This window comes from Seonamhaeicola aphaedonensis, assembly GCF_003386195.1.
Taxonomy (GTDB): domain Bacteria; phylum Bacteroidota; class Bacteroidia; order Flavobacteriales; family Flavobacteriaceae; genus Seonamhaeicola; species Seonamhaeicola aphaedonensis.
Genome location: NZ_QRDX01000007.1, coordinates 164,342 through 186,761, shown reverse-complemented (window position 1 = coordinate 186,761; position 22,420 = coordinate 164,342). Strand labels below are relative to the sequence as shown.

Here is a 22,420-nt window from a genome sequence, read left to right as displayed (position 1 = left end):
CATGAAAATATAGTATTTTTATGTTGCTATGAATACTTATAAAAATTTACGGAAAGGCTTTTTATTTAAGAAATATGAAGCATCTTACCAATCGCCCTTCGAGAAACTCTTTGAAATATTCAAGGAGTTAATTACGCATACCTCTGGAGATTTTGATGAAGCCATAGATTGGTTACGTGAATTGGATAAGGAGTACAAACTTACAACTCCAGATTATACCATTGATGATTTTATTGAAGACCTAAAAAAGAAAGGTTATTTAAAAGAAGAAATTGATCCCAACGGAGAACCCTCTCTTGCTATAACCGCCAAAACCGAAAGAGCCATAAGACAGCAGGCTTTAGATCAAATTTTTGGTAAGATAAAGAAAAGTGGCAAAGGAAATCACAGAAGCAAAGCTCAAGGACTAGGAGATGAACATACTGGAGATTTTAGAGGATATCAATTTGGAGATGCCCTTGATAAGGTATCTATGACTGAGAGTTTGAAAAATGCTCAAATTAATAATGGTATTTCTGATTTTACGCTGTCTGAAGATGATTTAGTAGTTGAAGAAACACTTCATAAATCTCAAATGAGTACGGTTCTCATGATAGATATCAGTCACAGTATGATTTTATATGGTGAAGACCGTATTACCCCAGCCAAAAAAGTAGCTATGGCCTTGGCAGAACTTATCACAACAAGATACCCAAAAGACACACTAGATATATTAGTATTTGGAAATGATGCTTGGCGTATTGAAATAAAAGACTTACCGTATTTAAAAGTTGGTCCATACCATACCAATACGGTAGCTGGTTTACAACTAGCAATGGATATTTTAAGAAGAAAGCGAAATACCAATAAACAAGTTTTTATAATTACGGATGGTAAACCAAGTTGTTTGCGGTTGCCAAACGGAGAATATTATAAAAATAGTTTTGGGTTAGATACAGATATTGTTAATCAATGTTACATGATGGCACAACAGGCAAGAAAACTGCATATTCCAATCACAACTTTTATGATTGCAAAAGACGAATATCTCATGCAGTTTGTTAGAGAGTTTACATATGCCAATCAAGGAAAAGCTTTTTATACGGGTATTAAAGGCTTAGGTGAGATGATTTTTGAAGATTACGAAACTAATAGAAAAAAAAGAATACGAGGCTAATATGAAAATAGAAAATATTAAGACTTTAGGAGATTTAAAAAAAGCAGGCTATCAGTCCAAATCTATAAAAGATGAATTACGAGATAACCTAGTTTTAAAAATTAAAAACAACGAAACTACTTTTTCTGGTGTTCATGGTTACGAGAATTCTGTGATACCAGATTTGGAAAGAGCCATTCTTTCTAGGCATAACATTAACCTGCTTGGTTTGAGGGGGCAAGCCAAAACACGTTTAGCAAGATTGATGTTAAATTTATTAGATGAATACATTCCAATAGTTCAAGGTTCTGAAATTAATGATGATCCTTTTAATCCTATCTCCAGATATGCCACGGAAATGATTAAGGAAAAAGGTGATGATACGCCTATTTCTTGGATTCACAGAAAAGATCGTTTTGCTGAAAAATTAGCAACGCCAGATGTAACTGTTGCCGATATTATTGGGGATGTTGACCCTATAAAAGCAGCTAATTTAAAACTGAGTTATGCAGATGACCGTGTGATTCATTATGGTATGATTCCCAGAGCGAATAGATGTATTTTTGTTATCAATGAACTACCAGATTTACAGGCCAGAATTCAGGTAGCATTATTTAATATATTACAAGAAGGCGATATACAAATAAGAGGGTTTAAGTTGAGGTTGCCTTTAGATATGCAGTTTGTATTTACAGCTAATCCAGAGGATTACACCAACAGAGGTAGCATCGTTACGCCTCTAAAAGATAGGATTGGTTCCCAAATACTAACGCATTATCCTCAAGATATAAAGACTGCTCGACAAATTACTCAGCAAGAATCAAATTTAGTAGATAACCAAAAAAATGATGTTTACGTTCCTGAATTGGCTAAGGACTTGCTAGAACAAATTGTTTTTGAAGCAAGAACTAGTGAATATATTGATGTGAAATCTGGTGTCAGCGCGCGTTTAAGTATTACCGCATATGAAAATCTATTAAGTACTGCCGAAAGAAGGATGTTAATAAGCGGGGATGATAGGACCATTTTACGATTAAGTGATTTTGTAGGGGTTATTCCCTCTATTACAGGAAAAGTAGAATTGGTTTATGAAGGAGAACAAGAAGGAGCTGCTTTTGTAGCAATGACATTAATAGGAGAAGCTATAAAGAATTTGTTTATTGAATATTTTCCAAAGATTGAAAAGTTACAAAGACAAGATGATAATACCCCATATGATGATATTGTCTCATGGTTTTTTAATCAAAAAGATGGCTTTGAATTATTGGATGATTTAAGAGATAAAGAATATCAAAGTCTCTTAAAAGATATTACACCGTTAGATGATTTGTTAGGTAAATATCAGCCAAACCTAAAATCTGAAGATACTTTCTTTATGAAGGAATTTGTCCTTTGGGCATTAGTAGAATATAAGTTGTTAAGCAAGCATAGGTTTTCTGAAGGTTTACAATTTAACGACCCTTATGGCAGTTTTATTAGCGGAATCTAAAATTGTTAATTCTTAAAAAAAAGAGCCAATTTGTATTTCAAATTGGCTCTTTTTTTATCCGATTTTGATGATTTTGATATTGTAAAATCTCTAAAATAGCAATACGAAAGTTTAAGATTTCGTATTGGGATGCACTTTATTTATCACTTTTCAAAAATACTTAAAATTGGACTGTTTTGACTTGTTTTTAACTCATTAAAGCCTTATTTTATCCAAAATTGATAAAAAATAGCAAATTTTTAAAAATTTTATATGAGTAAAACCTATGTTGATTTTTCAGAAAATATTAGATTATTATCATTCGATATTGATAATACATTAATAGAATTTCATACTTATAAAAGCAACTTTAAAAGCATTTGGGAAACTTTTAAGCCCAAAGACGTTTTACTGGCTTATAACACAGGACGGCTTATTGATGATGTTCTAGATTTAATAAAAAGAGACATTATTCCTCAACCTGATTATATCATATCTGGCGTTGGTACACATATTTATAATTACAACGAAAAAAAAGTTGTAAAAGAATTTAACCATGTACTTGATGATGGATGGGATCTAAATACTGTTGAAGATATTATTAATAAGATGAGTCATCCCATTAGTGAGCAGCCCACAAAATTTCAGCATGCCTATAAACGAAGTTATTTTTTTCATAATGCCAGCCCGGATCATATTATGAGAATTGAGGAAGACTTTAGTAATGCCAACATGGATGTTAGTGTAGTGTACTCTGGAGAAAAGTTTTTAGATATACTTCCAAAATATGCTAACAAGGGTAATGCTTTACAGTGGTTAATAAAACAGTTGAATATTAATACACAAGAAACTTTGGTAGCAGGAGATAGCGGTAATGACTCTGCTATGTTCAATTTTAAAGACATAAAGGGCATTGTAGTTTCTAATGCCCATGAAGAACTTTATAAACATACCAAGCATAAACAAGTATACCATTCTGAGAAAGCCTTTGGTGATGGAGTCATTGAAGGATTAGTTTATTACTCCATATTACCAGAAGAGGCTCTAAATGATACTGATGTTGATGAAAGCGAAGATTTTTTTGTTAAACAAGAGCTTGAGCATTTAGCCTTAGATAGTCAAAATGAGGATGAGAAAATCAACCTCATAAAAGAAGGGTACTCAAAAGCTATTGAGGCGCTAAAAAAAAATATTACACCCTTAGGTTTTTCTGCTTGTTCAATAAAAGATAATGAAGCTAATGGTACCGATGAAAACTATTATAGTGTCTGGGCTAGGGATGGAGCCATAACCGTTATTGGTTCTTTGCCTTTAGTGCATGATAAAGAAATACACCAATGTCAACGTAAAACATTGGAAACTTTATTTGAACATATTTCTAGAAACGGACAAATACCATCTAATGTAAGGATAAAAGATAACGTTCCAGATTATTCTGGTGTAGGAGGGATTTGTTCAATAGATAGTGGTATATGGGTAGTTATTGCATTCTATGAATATGTTAATGTTACAAAAGATATTAAGTTTTTAAGGACCTATATCAAAGATATTAAAGAGACTATGCGATGGCTAGGAGCTCATGATAGTAATAATGATGCATTACTTGAAATTCCAGAGGCAGGTGACTGGACAGACTTGTTTGGTAGAAGTTATAATATTCTTTACGATGAAATTCTTTGGTACAGGGCTAATGTTTGCTTTGGAAGAATGTTAGAAATGTTAGGAGAGTATGAGGAGGCTGGAGAATATATTAGATGGTCACAAGTAGTGAAGAAGGAAATACTGCAAAACTTTTGGCCAACAACCCAACAGCAATTATTCCAGACTGTATCTTTTGCTGAAAAGCAATTTACCTTAGGTGACACCTCTTATCTAATAGCTCAAACAACCCCTTTTGATTTTAGTTGGAGGTGTGATGTTTTGGGCAATGTTTTAGCCTTTTTGCACGGCGCATTAGATGCAGATAAAGCGCGTCAAACATTCAGGTTTATGCTTGGTGTTGGTGTTAATGATCCATTTCCTGTGGCCAATGTGTATCCTGTAGTGAGCCCTGGAGATCCAGATTGGAGACCTTATTACACAGTGAATCTATTGAATTTACCAAATCATTATCACAACGGAGGTATTTGGCCTTTTGTTGGTGGTTTTTGGGTAAAATTCGTAAATAAACTAGGTTTTAAAGAAATGGCTGTAGCAGAATTATATAAGCTTGCCTTAATGAATCAAGAAGGAATAAATAATGAATGGGAGTTTACAGAATGGGCACATGGTACGACCGGAAAACCTATGGGTAAAGCTTATCAGGCATGGTCTGCGGCTCAGTATATTTCGGCCTGTCATGACTTAAAAATAATTGATAAATAACTTAAATAAAAACTTATGAAATCTATATTAATGATCTCTTTACATGGCTACGTAGCAGCAAACCCAGAACTAGGAAAACCAGATACAGGGGGTCAGGTTGTATATGTTTTGGAACTTGCTGAACGATTTAGCCGACTTGGTAAAAAAGTTGATTTGGTTACACGACAATTTGAAGACCAACCAGAATATGATCATGTCGATGAGAATTACAGCGTTTGGAGAATTCCGTTTGGGGGTAAAAAGTTTATCAGAAAAGAGGATATGCATGATCATCTTAAAAAATTTGTAACCAACACGCTAGCCGCTATTAAAAAAGCGGGTAAAAAATATGATGTAGTGTATTCTCATTATTGGGATGCCGGTTGGGCAGGACAAAAAATTGCAGAAGAACTAGGAATTTCCCATGTACATACACCGCATTCGGTAGGTTGGTGGAAACAACATACTATGGGTAGTGATATGGACGAAAAGGATATGGAAAAAAAATATCGCTTTAAAGAACGTATTAGAAAAGAATATTTTGTATATCAAATGTGTAATCATGTCATAGCTACCACTATTCCTCAGGTAGATTTGTTGACCAAGCAATATGATGTTTTGCCAAAAAACTGTACTATGATTCCACCGGGAATAGATGAAAACCGTTTTTTTCCAGTGCCTTCTAAAGAAAACGATAAGATTCGTGTAAAGTATGATATTCATCCCACTGACATTTTAACATTAGGGAGAATGGCTCACAACAAAGGTTATGACCTTTTAATAAAGGCATTGCCTATTGTTTTTGAACTTTGTCCCGAAGCAAGATTGGTTGCTGCCATAGGGAGTGATAATTCTAATAGGGACGATGAAGGTGTTGCAAAACTAAAGAAAATGGCAAGTGAGTTAGGTGTTATGGAGAAAATACAATGGAAAAGTTATATAGCAGATGAAGATTTAGCAAATGTTTACCGCTCTGCAAATATTTTTGCAATGCCATCAAGATATGAGCCTTTTGGAATGGTAGCTATTGAGGCTATGGCTTGTGGTACACCTAGTATAATTACTGTTCATGGCGGATTATATGATTTGATAGATTTTGGCAATCAAGCATTATTTGCAGATCCGCATAGACCAACAGAGTTTGGAGCCATGATGGCAATGCCTTTGCTATACCCAAAAATGCGAAATGAACTATCCGTTGAAGGGGCTCGATTTGCAAGACGTAATTTTGGATGGACAGGAATAGCCAAGCGTATGCTTCAAGTGTTTAGAAACTCTATTAACCAGCAAACTATGGAGTCTAATATTTATTAAAATCTATTTTAAATGACGAAAGTAGTATGCTTTGGAGAAGTTTTATGGGACATATTTCCAAATGGGGAAAAGCAAATAGGAGGGGCGCCATTAAACGTAGCTTTACGTTTTAATGCTTTTGAAAATGAAGTTACCATGATTAGTGCTATTGGTAATGATGATAATGGCAATAAACTTTTTGAATATTTGAAAGAGAATGGGTTGGATACAAGTTACATCCAAATAAAGAATGATTTTGCTACTGGTGAAGTACAAATAACACTAGATAAAAAGGGTGTAGCTCAATATGAGATAAAGCATCCAAGGGCTTGGGATAAAATTGAACGTAATGATAACATAATAGACAAAGTTAAAACCTCTCAAGCATTTGTTTTTGGTAGTTTAATTGCAAGAGATCAAGTCTCCAGAGAAACGCTTTTAAAGCTTCTGGATTTAGCCACATATAAGGTGTTTGACATCAATTTACGTCCACCACATTATTCTTTTACAATGCTTGAATTACTTATGGAGAAAGCAGATTTTATTAAGCTTAATGATGAAGAGTTGTATGAGATTTCAAATCATTTCAACTCTAAGTATAATGGATTAGAACAAAACTTGAAGTTTATCGCTCAAAAAACAAAAACTAAGCATATTTGTGTAACCAAAGGTGAGCATGGTGCCGTTTTGTTATTTAATGATAAATTATACTATAACAGTGGTTACCAAATTAAAGTGGCAGATACTGTTGGCGCAGGAGACTCGTTTTTAGGTTCTCTTATTAGCAAATTACTTAGTGGGGAAGATCCACAAAAGGCAATTGATTTTGCTTGTGCTGTTGGGGCTATGGTTGCGCAATCAAAGGGAGCCAATCCTAAATTTAATCAAGAGGAAATACAAGAATTTGCAAATCTCTATTAGTTGTTTCTGGATTTCATATTAGCATGACATAATTTAATAACTTCAGAAATTCGCTTTCTCTTGGTTTCTGGTCTTTTCGCACTATAAACCCATGATAGATATCCTTTTCTATAACTCTTTGAAAAGTTTTGGAAGTTTTCAAAAGCTTTCGGGTTTTTATCGAAGGCAGCTTGTAAATCATCAGGTATAAAGCCTTTCTCTATATCATCCATAAATGACCAGCTTCCATTCTGTTGAGCAATTTCTATGGATTTATAACCGGATTCATGTATTAATCCTGAGCCTTCTAATTCTTTTATATAACGTTTATTAAGAGCGCTCCAATTACTTTTATAATTACGTTTACAGAAATATTGTCTGCGTTTACCGTTGCCTAAACTTTTTACAGTAGAATCAATCCAACCAAAACACAATGCAACTTTCACAGCCTCTTCCCATCGCATGGTAGGAATGTTTAATTCTAACTTATAGAATATTAAATAAACGCCTTTTTCTTTTTTATGATTAGTTAATAGCCAATCATACCAATCTGTGTCACGTTCAAAATAAAGTTCAGGAAAATCGTTCAATTCAACTCTTTTTTGATGCTACATAAAAATCTGCATCTATTTCAAAGGTCTTGATTTTACTTTCAGATGTATGTGTTTTCCAATCGCCTTTTGGGTATAACCATTTTTCTGTATTGTTAACTTTAACTTGAACAGGCATATCAAAATTATCAACAATGTCTGTCCAACGGTATTTTAAGTTTTTACCTTCAATTTTATATTCTAAAGTTGGAATTAGTGTAGTTCTTAAATATTGATTAAAAAATTCAGTTAAGTCATATCCAGTTTGTTCGCTTATATAATCTTCAATTTGTTTTGTGGTAACTGTTTGATGATAAAAGGTGGTGTTTAAACCTCTTAGTATTTTGCTCCATTTTTCATCATCTTCAATTAATTGTCGTAGTGTATGCAACATGTTTGAACCTTTGTAATACATGTCTCCAGAGCCTTCATGGTTTACATGGTACTCACCAATTATAGGTCTGTCATTTTTGATAAGTCTTCTGGTGCCAATTACATATTCAGATGCAGCTTGCTTACCATAGTGATAGTCTAAAAACAAATTTTCAGAATAGGCGGTAAAGCCTTCATGTATCCACATATCGGCAACATCTTTATAGGTGATGTTATTGGCAAACCATTCATGTCCAGCCTCATGAATGATGATAAAATCAAATTTTAGTCCCCATCCTGTTCCAGACAAGTCGTTACCTAAATAACCTTTTTTGTACTGATTTCCATAAGTAACACTACTTTGATGTTCCATCCCTAAATAAGGTACTTCTACTAATTTAAAGCTATCTGCATAAAACGGGTATTGTCCAAACCAATACTCAAAGGCTTCCATCATTTTTGGTGCATCCTTAAAATGTTCTTTGGCTTTTTCTAGGTTATCTCTTAGCACATAATAATCCATATCAAGATTTCCTGCCATACCATCGTAGACTTCTGAAAAGTTTACGTAATCACCTATATTAATATTTACACCATAATTATTAATTGGGTTTTTAACCACCCAATGAAATGTTTTGGTGTCTCCAATGCGTTCAACCAAGCGTAGTCTACCGTTAGAGACGTTTGTTAATTTAGCTGGTATATTTACACTTATAAGCATGCTGTCTACTTCATCGTACATATGGTCTTTACATGGCCACCAAACACTTGCACCTAAACCTTGACATGATGAGGCAATAAAGTGTTTACCGTTTTTGTCTTTTTTCCATGAAATACCGCCATCCCAAGGTGCTCTAATAGCTTCTTTGGGGTGACCTTCATAGTAAACGTCTAATGTGTTTACAGTATTGGTATTTTGAGGTTGTTTGAGTGTAATAAAGTGTGCATTCTCATCATGTTTTATTGCGAGTTCTTCTCCGTTTTGAATGGCTTTGATTAGTTTTAAAGGTGGTTGTAAATCTATCTGCATGACATTGTATGGCTCTAAAACTTTATAATGAATGGTGTTTTTGCCTGAAATGAATTTATTATCAGGTTCAACTTTAATATCTAAGTGATAATACGTTAAATCCCACCATGCACGTTCTGGAGTTATAGAACCTCTTAATGTATCTTGTCTGGTAAAGGTGTGTTTATTTGTAAGCAATTGTGCATTTGAAAAGCTCAATGAAAACAAGGTTAAAAGAAAAGAAATATAAAGTATTCTCATGTTATGAATTTTATCAAATGTACCCAAAAACCAATATTTTAAAGTTAATATTTACTTAATGTTTAATCTAGAAATACCGCGTTGGGAAATGTAATTATGCTTTCGTACCCGTTTTTTCCAACCGATGAAATTCCAAAAAAGTAGTTGTCAATAACAATGCCATCTAAGGTGTATTCTGAAATATCACCAACAAACCTGCTATAATCCCAAGTAGGAGAGGTGGTATCTCGCCAATAGATTTTGTAACCAATAGCGCCATCAACTTTATCCCATTTAAATTTAGCTGAAGGCTGAACAATACCACCAATAGCTACTTGTTCAGGGGCAGGGGGTGCCCATGCTAAACTTGCTAAATTTATTGCATTTACTGCTGTTAGTTTTTTAGCATATTCAAAATTAACGTGTTCAATCACATCACCATATTTAATCCTGTTTTCTTCTCGTATATCTTGATGTTGTTGGTTATAATTTTCGTGAGCTTCCATAATTCTTATACCGGCAAACCCTAAATCGTTAAATGGTCGGTGGTGTCCGCCTCGACCAAATCTATCGAGTCTGTAAACCATCATAGGGTTCATTTCAGGCATGTAGGCTTTAGTTGTTTTATGAATATAACGTGCTAACTGACGCGAAATCCCATCAACTTCACCACCATAAAAACGTCTAAGACGTCTTTGTTTATCTGTTTCGGTGGGAGGAACTGGTTCCGAGAATATTCTAAAAGTCCTGTTATCAATTACCCCGTCAATACCTTTTATATTACCTATCATATCGTTATTTAAAACACCAATGATATTCCAACTGTTTTTCTTGGCATAATTTGCTAATCCCGCGCCACCAAATAAACCTTGTTCTTCACCAGAGAGACCCACATAAACAATACTGTTTTCAAAATTGTATTTACTAAGAACACGTGCAGCTTCTATGGTTCCAGCCATTCCAGAGGCATTATCGTTAGCTCCTGGAGCATCAATAGTAAAATCCATAGTATTACTGGCTCTGGAATCTATGTCGCCACTCATAATCACATATCTGTTTGGGTATTTTATACCTCGTTGTATGGCTACAACATTTACCACCCAAGCGTCATGAGGTACTCTACTATTACCTTCTTTAGTAATAAAATCTTTTTGATAAAACACTTCTAAGCAATTGTTACAGGCTTTGGAAATAGTCTCAAACTCAGATTTTATCCATCGCCTGGCGGCACCAATACCTCGAGTATTTGAGATTGTATCACTAAAGGTGTTTCTGGTACCAAAATTTACTAGTGTTCTAATGTCTTTTTCAATTCTTTCTGCCGAAATAGAATCTATGATATCGTAAAGTTGTGTGTTGTTTTGACAATAGAAGAAGTAAAATGAAAAAAAGAAAATGAAGGATAGTAATGATTTCATGATGAAATTTTTATCTAAAATACTGAAAATAAAAAACGCCCCAAAAGTAAAATTGAAGCGTTTTTAAATTTGAATTAGTCACCTACTTATTTAAAAGCAATATTTGTTTTCTTGTGTTACTTTATTGGCAATAATATTTCTCAGTTCGATAATGTTAGGCATGTTCACGTATTTAATGTAACGTTTTAAGCCCATAAGCATCATACGTTGTTCGTCTCCTGTGGAGAATGAAATAATGGAGTGTTTACCTGCGGTTTCTATGACATCAATAGCATGAAATAGGTTTAGTTTAGCCATAGCAATTTGTTCTTTGGCATTGTCTTCACCGTTTTTATTCGCCATTTTCTCTGCACGTAATATAGCAGATTCTGCCAAATAAATTTGAATTAAAATATCGGATGCTGCAAGCATCAACTGTTGTTGCTCTTCAATTTTTTCTCCGTATTTTTCTAAAGCAGCTCCTGCTACCATTAGGAACAATTTTTTTAGATTTTTGATGATGCTTTTTTCTTCTGAAAACAATTCTGAAAAGTCTGGTGTTTCAAAAGAAGGAATACCCATTAACTCATTCTTTACGGCCATAGCAGGAGTTAAAACATCAACGTGTCCTTTCATAGCTTTTTTAATGAGCATACCTATGCTTAGCATACGATTAATTTCATTGGTGCCTTCATAAATTCTGGAAATTCTAGCATCTCTCCATGCAGATTCCATAGGGGTCTCTTCAGAGAATCCCATGCCTCCTAAAATTTGGATACCCTCATCTGTACAGCGTTGCACAAATTCTGAAACCGCTACCTTTAAAATAGAACATTCAATGGCATATTCTTCAACACCTTTCAATTCAGCTTCTTGATGTGTGTCTTTTCCATTAGCTTGTCTCACTTCAATTCGGTCTTGTATGTTTTTAGCAGCTCTGTAGCATCCTGCCTCTCCAACCCAACAATTGGTTGCCATTTCAGCAATTTTTTGACGAATAGCACCAAAACTAGAAATGGGTGTTTTAAACTGAATACGCTCGTTGGCATATTTAATAGATTCTGTAATGGTTCTACGTTGAGCGTCTAAACAAGCTACCGCAAGTTTTATTCTACCTACATTGAGAGCGTTCATAGCTATTTTAAAACCATTACCCCTAACGGATAGCATATTCTCAATAGGAACAACTGTGTCATTAAAAAATACTTGACGGGTTGATGAAGCTCGAATTCCCAGCTTGTGTTCTTCTTCTCCCATAGTGATGCCGTTGGGATTTTTAGGGTCGTATTCCACAATAAATCCTGTAATGTATTTGTCGTCTTCAATTCTAGCAAATACAATCATAAGGCTACAGAAACCCGCATTAGAAATCCACATTTTCTGTCCAGTGATTTTATAATGGGTTCCATCTTCTGAGAGTACCGCTTTGGTTTTACCAGAATTGGCATCACTACCAGCGCTAGGCTCGGTTAAACAATAGGAGCCAAACCATTCACCTGTAGCCAATTTAGGAACATATTTTTGTTTTTGTTCCTCTGTTCCATAAAGCGTAATTGGCATGGTACCTATACCTGTATGCGCCCCAAATGCCGTACTAAAAGAACCAGTAGCACCCGAAATGTAATCGCACACCAACATAGTATCAACAAATCCCATTCCCATACCACCATATTCCATAGGGACCGCAATACTTAAAAATCCTAATTCACCAGCTTTACGCATACATGACTCGGTTAGCGCATAATCTTTCTTTTCAAATTGTGCTTTTTTAGCCCAAATTTCGCGATCAACAAATTCTGTAACCGCTTCCTTCATCATAAGCTGGTCTTCGTTGAAGTCTTCTGGAGTAAAAATGTCTTCGCAATTGGTTTCTTTTACAAGAAATTGGCCACCTCTTAAAATGTCTTTTTCTTCCATAATTAAGTAGATTTTTTTTTGATTTAGTTCAAGAATTCAAATATGCCACAAGCTCCTTGGCCGGTACCAACACACATGGTTACAGCACCATATTTTCCTTTCATATTACGTTTTCGCATTTCATAAAATAATTGCACCGACAATTTAGTTCCGGTACATCCTAAAGGATGCCCCAGAGCAATAGCGCCACCATTCACATTAATAATGTCTGGGTTAAGGTTTAATTCTCTAATAACCGCTAAAGATTGGGAAGCAAAAGCTTCATTTAATTCAACAAGTTCTAAATCATCTTGTTTTAAACCAGCCAATTTCAGAGCTTTAGGAATTGCTTTTACTGGACCGATTCCCATAATGCGAGGCTCAACTCCTGCAGCTGCATAATTAACAAGTCTCGCGATGGGTTCAAGGTTTAGTTCTTTTACCATAGTCTCACTCATAATCATAACAAAGGCAGCTCCATCACTCATTTGAGATGAATTGCCTGCGGTTACGCTGCCTCCTTGAGCAAATACCGGACGTAATTTTGAAAGCGCTTCTATACTTGTGCCTTTCCTTGGCCCTTCATCTTTAGTTACGGTATAACTTTTGGTAGCCTTTTTTCCGTTGGAATCTATGTAGGTTTGATTTACTTCAATTGGAACAATTTGATCTTGAAATCGATCTTCAGCTTGTGCTTTTAACGCTTTCATATGAGAGTTATAAGCAAATTCATCTTGATCTTCACGAGAAACTTTAAATTGATTTGCAACGGCTTCAGCGGTATTACCCATGCCCCAGTAGTAATCTTCATGGCCAGCTTTCACGATATCGTAGTTAAGTTCGGGTTTAAAACCTGTCATGGGCACAGCACTCATGCTTTCTGCTCCACCTGCTATGATGCATTCTGCCATGCCAGATTGAATTTTAGCAGTTGCTATGGCAATGGTTTCAATACCAGAAGAACAAAATCTGTTAACTGTAACTCCAGGAACTTCCACACTATCTAATCCCATTAAAGAAATTAAACGAGCCATATTTAGACCTTGCGATCCTTCAGGCATAGCGTTTCCAACAATAACATCATCAATTCTGGTTTTATCAAGTTGAGGTAGCTCATTCATCATATACTGGATAGTCTCAGCTGCCAATTCATCGGTTCGTTTAAAACGAAATAATCCTTTGGGTGCTTTTCCAACGGCTGTTCTGTATGCTTTTACTATATAGGCGGTTTTCATATTTTTTATGCTTTTGGCTATTAGCGGTTTGCTTCTAGCATCAAACTTTTTTTAAAAGAGCCAATAGTCAAAGGCTAAAGGCAAATAAAATAGCAATTTTAATTACGTAATGGTTTTCCAGTTTTTAACATGTGCTGAATACGTTCTAGGGTTTTACGTTCTGTACATAGACTTAGGAATGCCTCTCTTTCTAAATCAAGCAAATATTGTTCGCTTACTAAAGTTGGTTCAGATAAATCACCACCTGCCATAACATAAGCTAATTTATTGGCAATTTTTTGGTCGTGTTCACTAATGTAATTAGCAGCTTCCATTGAATCTGTACCCACCAAAAACATTCCTAAAGCTTGTTTTCCTAGTACTTTAACATCTTTACGCTTTATAGGTTGTGTATAACCAGCATCTGCCATTATTCGCGCATGTGCTTTAGCAGTAGCTATTTGACGGTCTTTATTAACAACTACAACGTCTTTACCTTTTTGAAGTAATCCTAAATCAAAAGCTTCATAAGCAGAGGTGGCTACTTTTGCCATTCCTATAGTTAAGAAATACTCTTGAAGTACATTTAGTTCTACGTCCCCTTTTCTAAAGGAATCTGAGGCTCTTAGTGCCATTTCTTTCGAACCAGCTCCACCTGGGATAACACCAACTCCAAACTCAACTAAACCTATATAGGTTTCGGCAGCAGCCACAACTTTATCGGCATGCATAGAAAGTTCACAGGCACCACCAAGTGATAACCCGTGAGGAGCAGATATCGTTGGTATGGCAGAATACCGCATGCGCATCATGGTATCTTGAAAATATTTTATGGCACCGTTTAACTCTTCATATTCCTGTTCTACAGCCATCATAAAAATCATGCCTATATTAGCACCAACCGAAAAGTTAGCACCTTGATTGCCTACTATAAGTCCATCAAAATCTTTTTCGGCTATATCAATAGCCTTGTTCAGTCCTGCTAAAACATCGCCACCTATAGTGTTCATTTTAGATTGAAATTCACAGTTAATAATACCATCGCCTAAATCTTCAATGACAGCACCTGAGTTTTTAAACACTTCATTACTTTTTCTAATGTTATCTAAAATAATGAAGGCATCTTGATCTGGTTTTTTTGTTTGTGATTTAGATGAGATATCATAATAATGAGTAGCACCATTTTGTACAGAGTAGAAAGACAAATTTCCCGAAGCTAACATATCATTTACCCAAGATGCGGGTTCTAATCCTTCTGATTTCATGATATCTATACCCTTTTTAACCCCGATAGCATCCCATATTTGAAAAGGTCCGTGTTCCCATCCAAAACCAGCTTTCATAGCATCATCTATCTTATAAAGTTCATCAGATATTTCAGGAATTCTATTAGATACATAAGCAAACATAGCTGCAAAGTTCTTTCTATAAAAGGCTCCAGCTTTGTCCTTTCCAGATATTAATATTTTAAATCTATCAATAACCTTTTCTACAGGTTTGGTAAGTTCTAAAGTAGCGAATTTGGCTTTTTTGTTACTTCGGTATTCCAAAGTATCTAAATCTAGAGAAAGGATTTCACTTTTACCATTATCATCTTTTACCTTTTTATAAAAACCTTGTCCTGTTTTACTGCCCAACCATTTGTTTTCCATCATCGTATTGATGAATCCTGGCAATTTAAATAACTCATGAGCTTCATCATCAGGACAATTTTCATAAATACCGTTAGCCACATGCACAAGTGTATCTAAACCAACCACATCAACGGTTCTAAAAGTAGCAGATTTAGGTCTTCCAATAACGGGGCCTGTAAGTTTGTCTACCTCTTCAATAGTTAATCCTAGTTCTTTTACTTGATGAAATAAGGATTGAATTCCAAAAATTCCGATACGATTCCCTATAAAAGCGGGTGTATCTTTAGCAACAACAGATGTTTTTCCTAGAAACTGCTCACCGTAATTATTTAGGAACTCGAGAACTTCTTGAGAGGTTTCTGGACCTGGAATAATTTCAAATAACTTTAAATATCTAGCAGGATTAAAGAAATGCGTTCCACAGAAATGCTTTTTGAAGTCATCACTTCTACCATCGCTCATGAACTTTATTGGAATTCCAGATGTGTTTGATGTAATGAGGGTTCCAGGCTTTCTGTGTTTTTCTAAATTTTCAAAAACTTGTTTTTTAATATCTAACCGTTCTACTACAACTTCAATAATCCAGTCTACTTCATTTACTTTAGCAATATCATCTTCTAAGTTTCCAGTAGTAATTTGGTTTGCAAACTTTTCATGATAAATTGGTGAGGGTTTTGATTTTAGCGCTTTTTGAAGCGAATCATTTACTAATCTGTTTCTTACAGTACCATCTGCTATAGTCAATCCTTTAGCTTTTTCAATATCATTTAAGTTTTTTGGAACAATGTCTAAAAGGAGTACTTCAATACCAATGTTAGCAAAATGACAAGCAATACCACTACCCATGATTCCTGAACCAATGACTGCCACTTTTTTAATGATTCGTTTACTCATAATTGTTCAAGCTAAAATTATTTTTTATCGAAAATTTTTTTATTGGAGACCATGTCAATGATTAACTCTGCTACTTCATAAAAATGACTCATTTTTTCCTCTGAAATATTGCTTCTAACGGCTTCATTGAAGGTGAGTACTTTTTCTCTAGAGTAGGCTCTTTTTTCTCGTCCAAATTCTGTTAAATGAATTAAAACACTTCTACCATCTTTAGGATTAGGTTGTCTTTCTATGAGGCCTCTTTTTTCCATGGTTTTAAGTATTCTAGATAAGCTAGTGGCTTCCATTCCCATTTTAGGACCTAAAGCGGTTGATGGTGTGCCTTTTTCGGGGTCGATACTCAGTAAAGTAAATCCAGTTGCCATTGTACTTTCAAATTTTGAAGCCTCTTCATTATACATTTTTTGAACTGTAAGCCAAGTGGTTCTTAGCACATAGTCAATTGTTTTATCTTTCATTGGTTGATCGTTAGTTATCAAATATAAAAAAAAATACTATGCACGCATAGCAAAATGCCAAAAATGTGAATGTCTTATAAAAAAAATACCTTGTATAATTACAAGGTATTGTGTGTTAGAATTATTGAGACAACATTACTTTATCTTTCCACTTAATAAGCCAATAACTGCTCCCATGATGGCTCTTATTTTCACAGTTATGCCAACGTCAATAGTTGCAACCTGTAGGTGAAGTTACAATGTATGGCTAAAATAAAAAAATTAAAAAAGTGTGTTTTGAATTAATAAATCTATAATTCGTTATAAATTCTTTCTATTAGACTTTTATATTTTTCTTTAATAACCTTGCGCTTCATTTTCATAGTAGGGGTGAGGTGACCATCATCTACGGTCCAAACATCTGGTGTAATTTCAAACTTTTTTATTTGTTCCCATTTACCAAAGTTAGTATTGGCATCATCTATTTCTTCTTGAATACGTTCTATTAATTTAGGGTTAGTAATAATATCCTCTTTTGAATTAAAAGTAATATCATGTCTTCTTGCCCATTCTTTAACAAATTCAAAATTAATTTGAATTAATGCCGCTGGCATTTTTTGTCCTTCACCTATCACCATAATTTGCTCAATAAAGCGAGACTGTTTAAATTGGTTTTCTAACATGGCAGGAACAATATATTTGCCCCCGGAGGTTTTAAACATGTCTTTTTTACGATCTGTAATTTTAAGAAAATTATCGTCACATATCTCACCTATATCTCCAGTATGAAAATAATCACCAGTCATGACCTCGGCAGTTCTTTCAGGATCTTTATAATAGCCCATCATAACGTTAGGGCCTTTTACTAAAATTTCGCCGTCATCGGCTATTTTAACTTCAACATTATCAATTATTCTGCCCACAGTTCCAATTTTAATCCCCATATTAAATGGACAGTTTACAGAAATAACAGGGGAAGTTTCAGTAAGGCCATAGCCCTCCAAAATTGGCATTTCTGCTGCAGAAAATATTCTTATGAGTCTTGGTTGCAGAGCAGCACTTCCTGATACTAATGTATTTATATTACCGCCTAGGCCTTCTTTCCATTTACTAAAAATAAGCTTTCTAGCAATCTTAAGCTGAAATTCGTACCACCAGCCATTTTTACCATAAGGTTCATATTTCAATCCTAAATTAACAGCCCAAAAGAATAGCATTTTCTTGATGCCTTTTAAATCGGAACCTTTGGCTATTATTTTATCGTAAACTTTTTCATAAAGTCTAGGGACGGCAGTCATTATATGAGGTTTAACCTCTTTTAAGTTGTCACTTATGGTTTCAAGACTTTCAGCAAAATATATTTCGATTCCACAGTATTGATATAGATAGAGAATCATACGCTCAAATACATGACAAATTGGTAAAAAACTTAAAGCAGCAGATTTACCATGCTCCATGGGAACGCGTGATGAACTATCAATAACATTTGACACTAAATTATTATGAGAAAGCATAACACCCTTTGGGGTACCTGTAGTTCCAGATGTGTAAATTAAGGTGGCTAAATCTTGTGGTTGAACTTTATTTTTTAAATCCTCAACTTCTTTTTGATTACTTTCATCTTCACCTAAATCTATAACTTCCTGCCAGTTTTTTTCACCATCAATTTTATTAAAGGTGTATACTCCCTTCAGTTTAGTGTTTCCCTTTATCAAATTTAATTTTTCTAAAATTGTTTCGTCTGAAACAAAGCAATATGTAGCTTCAGAATGATTTAAAACATATTCATATTCTTCTTTAGAAATGGTAGGGTAAATGGGGACATTTTGAGCACCCAACTGCAAAACACCTATATCCAGCACGTTCCATTCTGTACGATTGGTAGTTGAGATTACAGCAATTTTGTCGTTAGGCTTAACACCTAAACGTATTAAACCTCTACTAACTTTATTGGCTTGATTGATATAATCTTGAGTTGAAATACTCACCCATTTACCATCATATTTTGATGTAAATGCTTTTTCTAAGTGGAATTTTTCAAGTTGATACTTAGGAAAATCAAATATTCTGGTAATCTTTGTCATATTTTTTTCAAAAACTTCATGCAAATTATAAAATTTAATAGGACTTTAAAATAGCTTACGATGTCTTAATAATCCAAAATTTCAACTACTCACAAAAATTAGTTTTTTTAAAATCACGAATACTTTAAAATTAACAATTTTTCTTTCGTTTGAATTTTTTTCAATATAACAATTTATTTTTTTTAATTTTTACGATAACCATAATTTTAAGTGTTAAAAATTGCTAATAATATTCAAAAAGTATAAAGACTTTACGTTTTTGTAATTCATAATCTTAAAACAGTTAAAAATTCTCTAAAACCCAACAATAGCTCAAACGTTTTCGTGAATTAATTTTACATTGAAACCCAGCTATATCAAGGTTTTATGACAAAAGTCAGTTTAATAATTTTGGTTGTAACGTACCTTTGAAACATAAAATTTGACTAATAAAAGTTATAAAAATGGAAGTAAAAGAATTTAAAAACGGTGTTTGGACTGAAACAATAGACGTTAGAAATTTTGTTGTTAACAACGTGACACCTTATTACGGTGACGATCAGTTTTTAGTAGGCCCCAGTGAGCGTACTAAGAAACTTTGGGACGTGTGTTTAGAGGCATCTAAAGAAGAGCGTCAAAACAATGGTGTACGTTCTGTAGATACAGAAACTATTTCTGGAGTCAGTAATTTTGGTCCTGGATATATTGATAAAGAAAATGAAGTTATTGTAGGTTTACAGACCGATGAATTACTAAAACGTGCCATGAAACCTTTTGGAGGTTTTAAAGTAGTACAAAAAGCACTTGAGGAACATGGTTTAGTTCCTAGTGATACAGTATCAGAATTATTTACAAAATATGTTAAATCACATAATGATGGTGTGTTTTCGGCTTATAATGAGGAGATTAGAAGATTTCGTTCTTTAGGGCTTTTAACTGGTTTGCCTGATAACTATGCCCGTGGTAGAATTATTGGTGATTACCGTCGTGTAGCTTTATACGGTATTAATAAATTAATTGAAGCTAAAAAGGTAGATCATAATGCCATTACTGGACCAATGACAGATGCTGTGATTCGTTTACGCGAAGAAGTAATTGATCAAATAAAAGCATTGAAGGATATGATAGAAATGGGTAAAAAGTATAACCTAGATTTATCACGTCCTGCTGAAAATGCTCGCGAAGCGGTTCAATGGACTTATATGGGTTATTTAGCTGCTGTAAAAGAGCAAGATGGAGCTGCTATGTCTTTAGGTAATGTGTCTTCTTTTTTAGATATATATATTGAAAACGACCTTGCTAAAGGACTTATTACAGAAGTAGAAGCTCAAGAGTATATTGACCAATTTGTAATGAAGTTACGTATGGTTCGTCATTTAAGAATGGGAGCATATGATGAGATTTTTGCTGGAGACCCGACTTGGGTTACAGAAGCTATTGGAGGCATGTTTGCAGACGGAAGAACCAAAGTAACAAAAACATCGTTCCGTTTCTTAAACACACTTTATAACTTAGGACCATCACCTGAGCCAAATATTACGATTCTTTGGTCTAACAATTTACCTAAGAACTTTAAAAACTACTGTTCTAAAGTAGCTATTGATACATCTTCAATTCAGTTTGAAAATGATGACATGATGCGAGAAATGAGAGGTTCTGATGACTACGGAATTGCTTGTTGTGTGTCTTACCAAGCTTTAGGTAAGCAAATTCAATTCTTTGGAGCACGAACAAACCTTGCTAAAACATTATTATTAGCTGTAAACGGTGGACGTTGTGAAAATACTGGAACGCAAATGGTTGAAGGTATTGAGCCAATGGAGGATGAAATTTTAGATTTCGATAAAGTAATGGCTAATTTCAAAAAAGCTATGAAAGAAGTAGCTCGCGTGTATAACGATTCCATGAATATTATTCACTACATGCACGATAAATACTATTATGAGAAAGCTCAAATGGCATTAATCGATACAAATCCAGCTATTAACATAGCTTATGGTGTTGCTGGTTTATCCATTGTTGCAGATTCTTTATCGGCTATTAAATATGCCAAAGTGAAGCCTATTAGAAATGAAGAAGGGTTAACTATAGATTTTGAGATTGAAGGTGACTTCCCAAAATATGGAAATGATGATGACCGTGTGGATATTTTTGCTCGTAATGCTGTTAAAGATTTCAATAACGAATTAAAGGCTTTACCTGTATACAAGAATGCTGAACCAACCATGTCTGTTTTAACCATTACATCCAATGTCGTTTATGGTAAGAAAACAGGTGCAACTCCAGATGGTAGAGCAAAAGGCGTTCCTTTTGCACCAGGAGCTAACCCAATGCACGGACGTGACACTCACGGTGCTATTGCATCATTAAACTCTGTTGCTAAGATTGATTATTGCGATTCTCAAGATGGTATTTCAAATACATTCTCAATTGTTCCAAAATCTTTGGGAGCTACAGAAGGAGAAAGAATTGCTAACCTTGCCACAACTCTTGATGGTTATTTTTCAAGAAACGCACAGCATTTAAATGTAAATGTTTTAAATAAAGAAACGTTACTAGATGCTATGGAAAATCCTGAAGAATATCCACAATTAACTATTAGGGTTTCAGGATACGCTGTAAACTTTATAAGATTAACAAAAGAGCAGCAATTAGAAGTGATTACTAGGTCATTCCACGATTCAATGTAACATATAAATTAGTCAAGTAAGAACTTCCGAAAATTAGTACCTTTCGGAAGTTCTAACTTAAAATCTAAACCTTATCAAAACTGCAGATTACACATTGAGAGTGCATTCGGTTGAATCGTTTGGTACTCATGACGGACCAGGCATACGGATGGTTGTTTTTTTACAGGGCTGCAAGCTAAAATGCTTGTATTGCCACAATCCAGATACTATTGATACACATGGTGGTGAAGATTATGCCATTGAAAGCTTAGTAAAGAGAGCTGTTAATATGAAATCTTACTTTGGTGAGTTTGGTGGTGTTACGGTATCGGGTGGAGAGCCTTTGTTACAATCTAAAGAATTAATTCATTTTTTTCAAAGACTAAAAGAAGAAGGGATTCATACCAATATAGATACTAACGGTAGATTACTAAATCACTTTGTAGAAGAATTACTAGATAAATATACAGATTTAGTGATGTTAGACATCAAACACATGCGAGAAGATGGTTATCAAATGATTACAGGTATGAAAAACAAGGAAACCACTTTCAACTTTGCTAAGCATAGAGAAGCTTCTGGTAAACCTATGTGGTTACGCTATGTATTAATTCCAGGTATTACTAATAAGCCAGACTTATTACATGAAATGGGCGAGTATTTCAAAGACTATAAAACTATTGAAAAAATTGAAATACAACCCTATCATACTCTAGGTGTCCACAAATGGGAAAGTTTAGGTTGGGAATATCAATTAAAAGATGCCCGAGAAAATACAGCAGAGGAGATTAACGATGCGGTAGAAATTTTAGAACAATATTTTAAAGAAGTAAAAGTAAACTAGTTGGTTTATAGCCAGCATAAAA

15 protein-coding genes are annotated in these 22,420 nt (G+C 34.4%); 7 read left to right on the top strand and 8 right to left on the bottom strand.

All coding sequences use genetic code 11. From position 1 onward, the window contains the following. The first annotated feature begins 28 nt into the window (after positions 1 to 28). The 5 genes from DFQ02_RS12555 (at position 29) to DFQ02_RS12535 (ending at position 7,160) form a co-directional block, all read left to right on the top strand. The gene (locus DFQ02_RS12555) at positions 29 to 1,156 is read left to right on the top strand and encodes a vWA domain-containing protein (protein ID WP_116524781.1); all 1,128 of its coding nucleotides are present in this window, start codon (positions 29 to 31) and stop codon (positions 1,154 to 1,156) included. A gap of 1 nt (position 1,157) precedes the next feature. After that, complete coding sequence (locus tag DFQ02_RS12550; protein WP_116524843.1) at positions 1,158 to 2,624, top strand: MoxR family ATPase; 1,467 nt, start codon at positions 1,158 to 1,160, stop codon at positions 2,622 to 2,624. A gap of 252 nt (positions 2,625 to 2,876) precedes the next feature. Next, positions 2,877 to 4,967, top strand: coding sequence for an HAD-IIB family hydrolase (locus tag DFQ02_RS12545; RefSeq protein WP_116524780.1), 2,091 nt, complete (start codon positions 2,877 to 2,879; stop codon positions 4,965 to 4,967). Positions 4,968 to 4,982: 15 nt separating this feature from the next. Next, a complete protein-coding gene (locus DFQ02_RS12540; RefSeq protein ID WP_116524779.1) occupies positions 4,983 to 6,260 on the top strand; it encodes a glycosyltransferase in 1,278 nt (425 codons plus the stop codon). Positions 6,261 to 6,272: 12 nt separating this feature from the next. Beyond that, positions 6,273 to 7,160 carry a carbohydrate kinase family protein gene (locus tag DFQ02_RS12535; protein WP_116524778.1) on the top strand — a complete coding sequence of 296 codons (888 nt, stop codon included), beginning with the start codon at positions 6,273 to 6,275 and terminating at the stop codon, positions 7,158 to 7,160. On the opposite strand, the gene DFQ02_RS12530 is transcribed toward DFQ02_RS12535, so the two are convergent. From DFQ02_RS12530 to DFQ02_RS12495, 8 genes are all read right to left on the bottom strand, one after another. Continuing rightward, positions 7,157 to 7,729 carry a YdeI/OmpD-associated family protein gene (locus tag DFQ02_RS12530; RefSeq protein WP_116524777.1) on the bottom strand — a complete coding sequence of 191 codons (573 nt, stop codon included), beginning with the start codon at positions 7,727 to 7,729 and terminating at the stop codon, positions 7,157 to 7,159. The genes DFQ02_RS12535 and DFQ02_RS12530 overlap by 4 nt on opposite strands. A 1-nt stretch (position 7,730) precedes the next feature. Next, entirely contained in the window at positions 7,731 to 9,371 is a 1,641-nt protein-coding gene (locus DFQ02_RS12525) for a M1 family metallopeptidase (RefSeq protein ID WP_116524776.1), read from the bottom strand. A gap of 62 nt (positions 9,372 to 9,433) precedes the next feature. Beyond that, entirely contained in the window at positions 9,434 to 10,768 is a 1,335-nt protein-coding gene (locus DFQ02_RS12520; protein WP_116524775.1) for a M28 family peptidase, read from the bottom strand. 90 nt (positions 10,769 to 10,858) lie between these two features. Next, a complete protein-coding gene (locus DFQ02_RS12515; protein WP_116524774.1) occupies positions 10,859 to 12,664 on the bottom strand; it encodes an acyl-CoA dehydrogenase family protein in 1,806 nt (601 codons plus the stop codon). Between the two features lie 23 nt (positions 12,665 to 12,687). Then, positions 12,688 to 13,878, bottom strand: coding sequence for an acetyl-CoA C-acyltransferase (locus DFQ02_RS12510; RefSeq protein ID WP_116524773.1), 1,191 nt, complete (start codon positions 13,876 to 13,878; stop codon positions 12,688 to 12,690). 98 nt (positions 13,879 to 13,976) lie between these two features. Further along, complete coding sequence (locus DFQ02_RS12505) at positions 13,977 to 16,385, bottom strand: 3-hydroxyacyl-CoA dehydrogenase/enoyl-CoA hydratase family protein (RefSeq protein WP_116524772.1); 2,409 nt, start codon at positions 16,383 to 16,385, stop codon at positions 13,977 to 13,979. A 17-nt stretch (positions 16,386 to 16,402) separates the two neighbouring features. After that, the gene (locus DFQ02_RS12500) at positions 16,403 to 16,843 is read right to left on the bottom strand and encodes a MarR family winged helix-turn-helix transcriptional regulator (RefSeq protein ID WP_116524842.1); all 441 of its coding nucleotides are present in this window, start codon (positions 16,841 to 16,843) and stop codon (positions 16,403 to 16,405) included. A 290-nt stretch (positions 16,844 to 17,133) separates the two neighbouring features. Further along, complete coding sequence (locus tag DFQ02_RS12495; RefSeq protein WP_116524771.1) at positions 17,134 to 18,906, bottom strand: AMP-dependent synthetase/ligase; 1,773 nt, start codon at positions 18,904 to 18,906, stop codon at positions 17,134 to 17,136. Between the two features lie 443 nt (positions 18,907 to 19,349). Between DFQ02_RS12495 and pflB the strand changes: the two genes are divergently transcribed. Further along, on the top strand, positions 19,350 to 21,575 hold the full coding sequence (pflB, locus tag DFQ02_RS12490) for a formate C-acetyltransferase (RefSeq protein WP_116524770.1): 2,226 nt from the start codon (positions 19,350 to 19,352) through the stop codon (positions 21,573 to 21,575). 100 nt (positions 21,576 to 21,675) lie between these two features. Further along, a complete protein-coding gene (gene pflA / locus DFQ02_RS12485; RefSeq protein ID WP_245940267.1) occupies positions 21,676 to 22,398 on the top strand; it encodes a pyruvate formate-lyase-activating protein in 723 nt (240 codons plus the stop codon). Positions 22,399 to 22,420 lie beyond the last annotated feature (22 nt).

Coding starts and splice junctions, on each gene's coding strand:
- DFQ02_RS12495 (WP_116524771.1), bottom strand. CDS start 18,906: ATGACAAAGATTACCAGAATATTTGATTTTCCTAAGTATCAACTTGAA.
- DFQ02_RS12505 (WP_116524772.1), bottom strand. CDS start 16,385: ATGAGTAAACGAATCATTAAAAAAGTGGCAGTCATTGGTTCAGGAATC.
- DFQ02_RS12510 (WP_116524773.1), bottom strand. CDS start 13,878: ATGAAAACCGCCTATATAGTAAAAGCATACAGAACAGCCGTTGGAAAA.
- DFQ02_RS12550 (WP_116524843.1), top strand. CDS start 1,158: ATGAAAATAGAAAATATTAAGACTTTAGGAGATTTAAAAAAAGCAGGC.
- DFQ02_RS12555 (WP_116524781.1), top strand. CDS start 29: ATGAATACTTATAAAAATTTACGGAAAGGCTTTTTATTTAAGAAATAT.
- DFQ02_RS12540 (WP_116524779.1), top strand. CDS start 4,983: ATGAAATCTATATTAATGATCTCTTTACATGGCTACGTAGCAGCAAAC.
- DFQ02_RS12535 (WP_116524778.1), top strand. CDS start 6,273: ATGACGAAAGTAGTATGCTTTGGAGAAGTTTTATGGGACATATTTCCA.
- pflB (WP_116524770.1), top strand. CDS start 19,350: ATGGAAGTAAAAGAATTTAAAAACGGTGTTTGGACTGAAACAATAGAC.
- DFQ02_RS12500 (WP_116524842.1), bottom strand. CDS start 16,843: ATGAAAGATAAAACAATTGACTATGTGCTAAGAACCACTTGGCTTACA.
- DFQ02_RS12520 (WP_116524775.1), bottom strand. CDS start 10,768: ATGAAATCATTACTATCCTTCATTTTCTTTTTTTCATTTTACTTCTTC.
- DFQ02_RS12525 (WP_116524776.1), bottom strand. CDS start 9,371: ATGAGAATACTTTATATTTCTTTTCTTTTAACCTTGTTTTCATTGAGC.
- DFQ02_RS12515 (WP_116524774.1), bottom strand. CDS start 12,664: ATGGAAGAAAAAGACATTTTAAGAGGTGGCCAATTTCTTGTAAAAGAA.
- DFQ02_RS12545 (WP_116524780.1), top strand. CDS start 2,877: ATGAGTAAAACCTATGTTGATTTTTCAGAAAATATTAGATTATTATCA.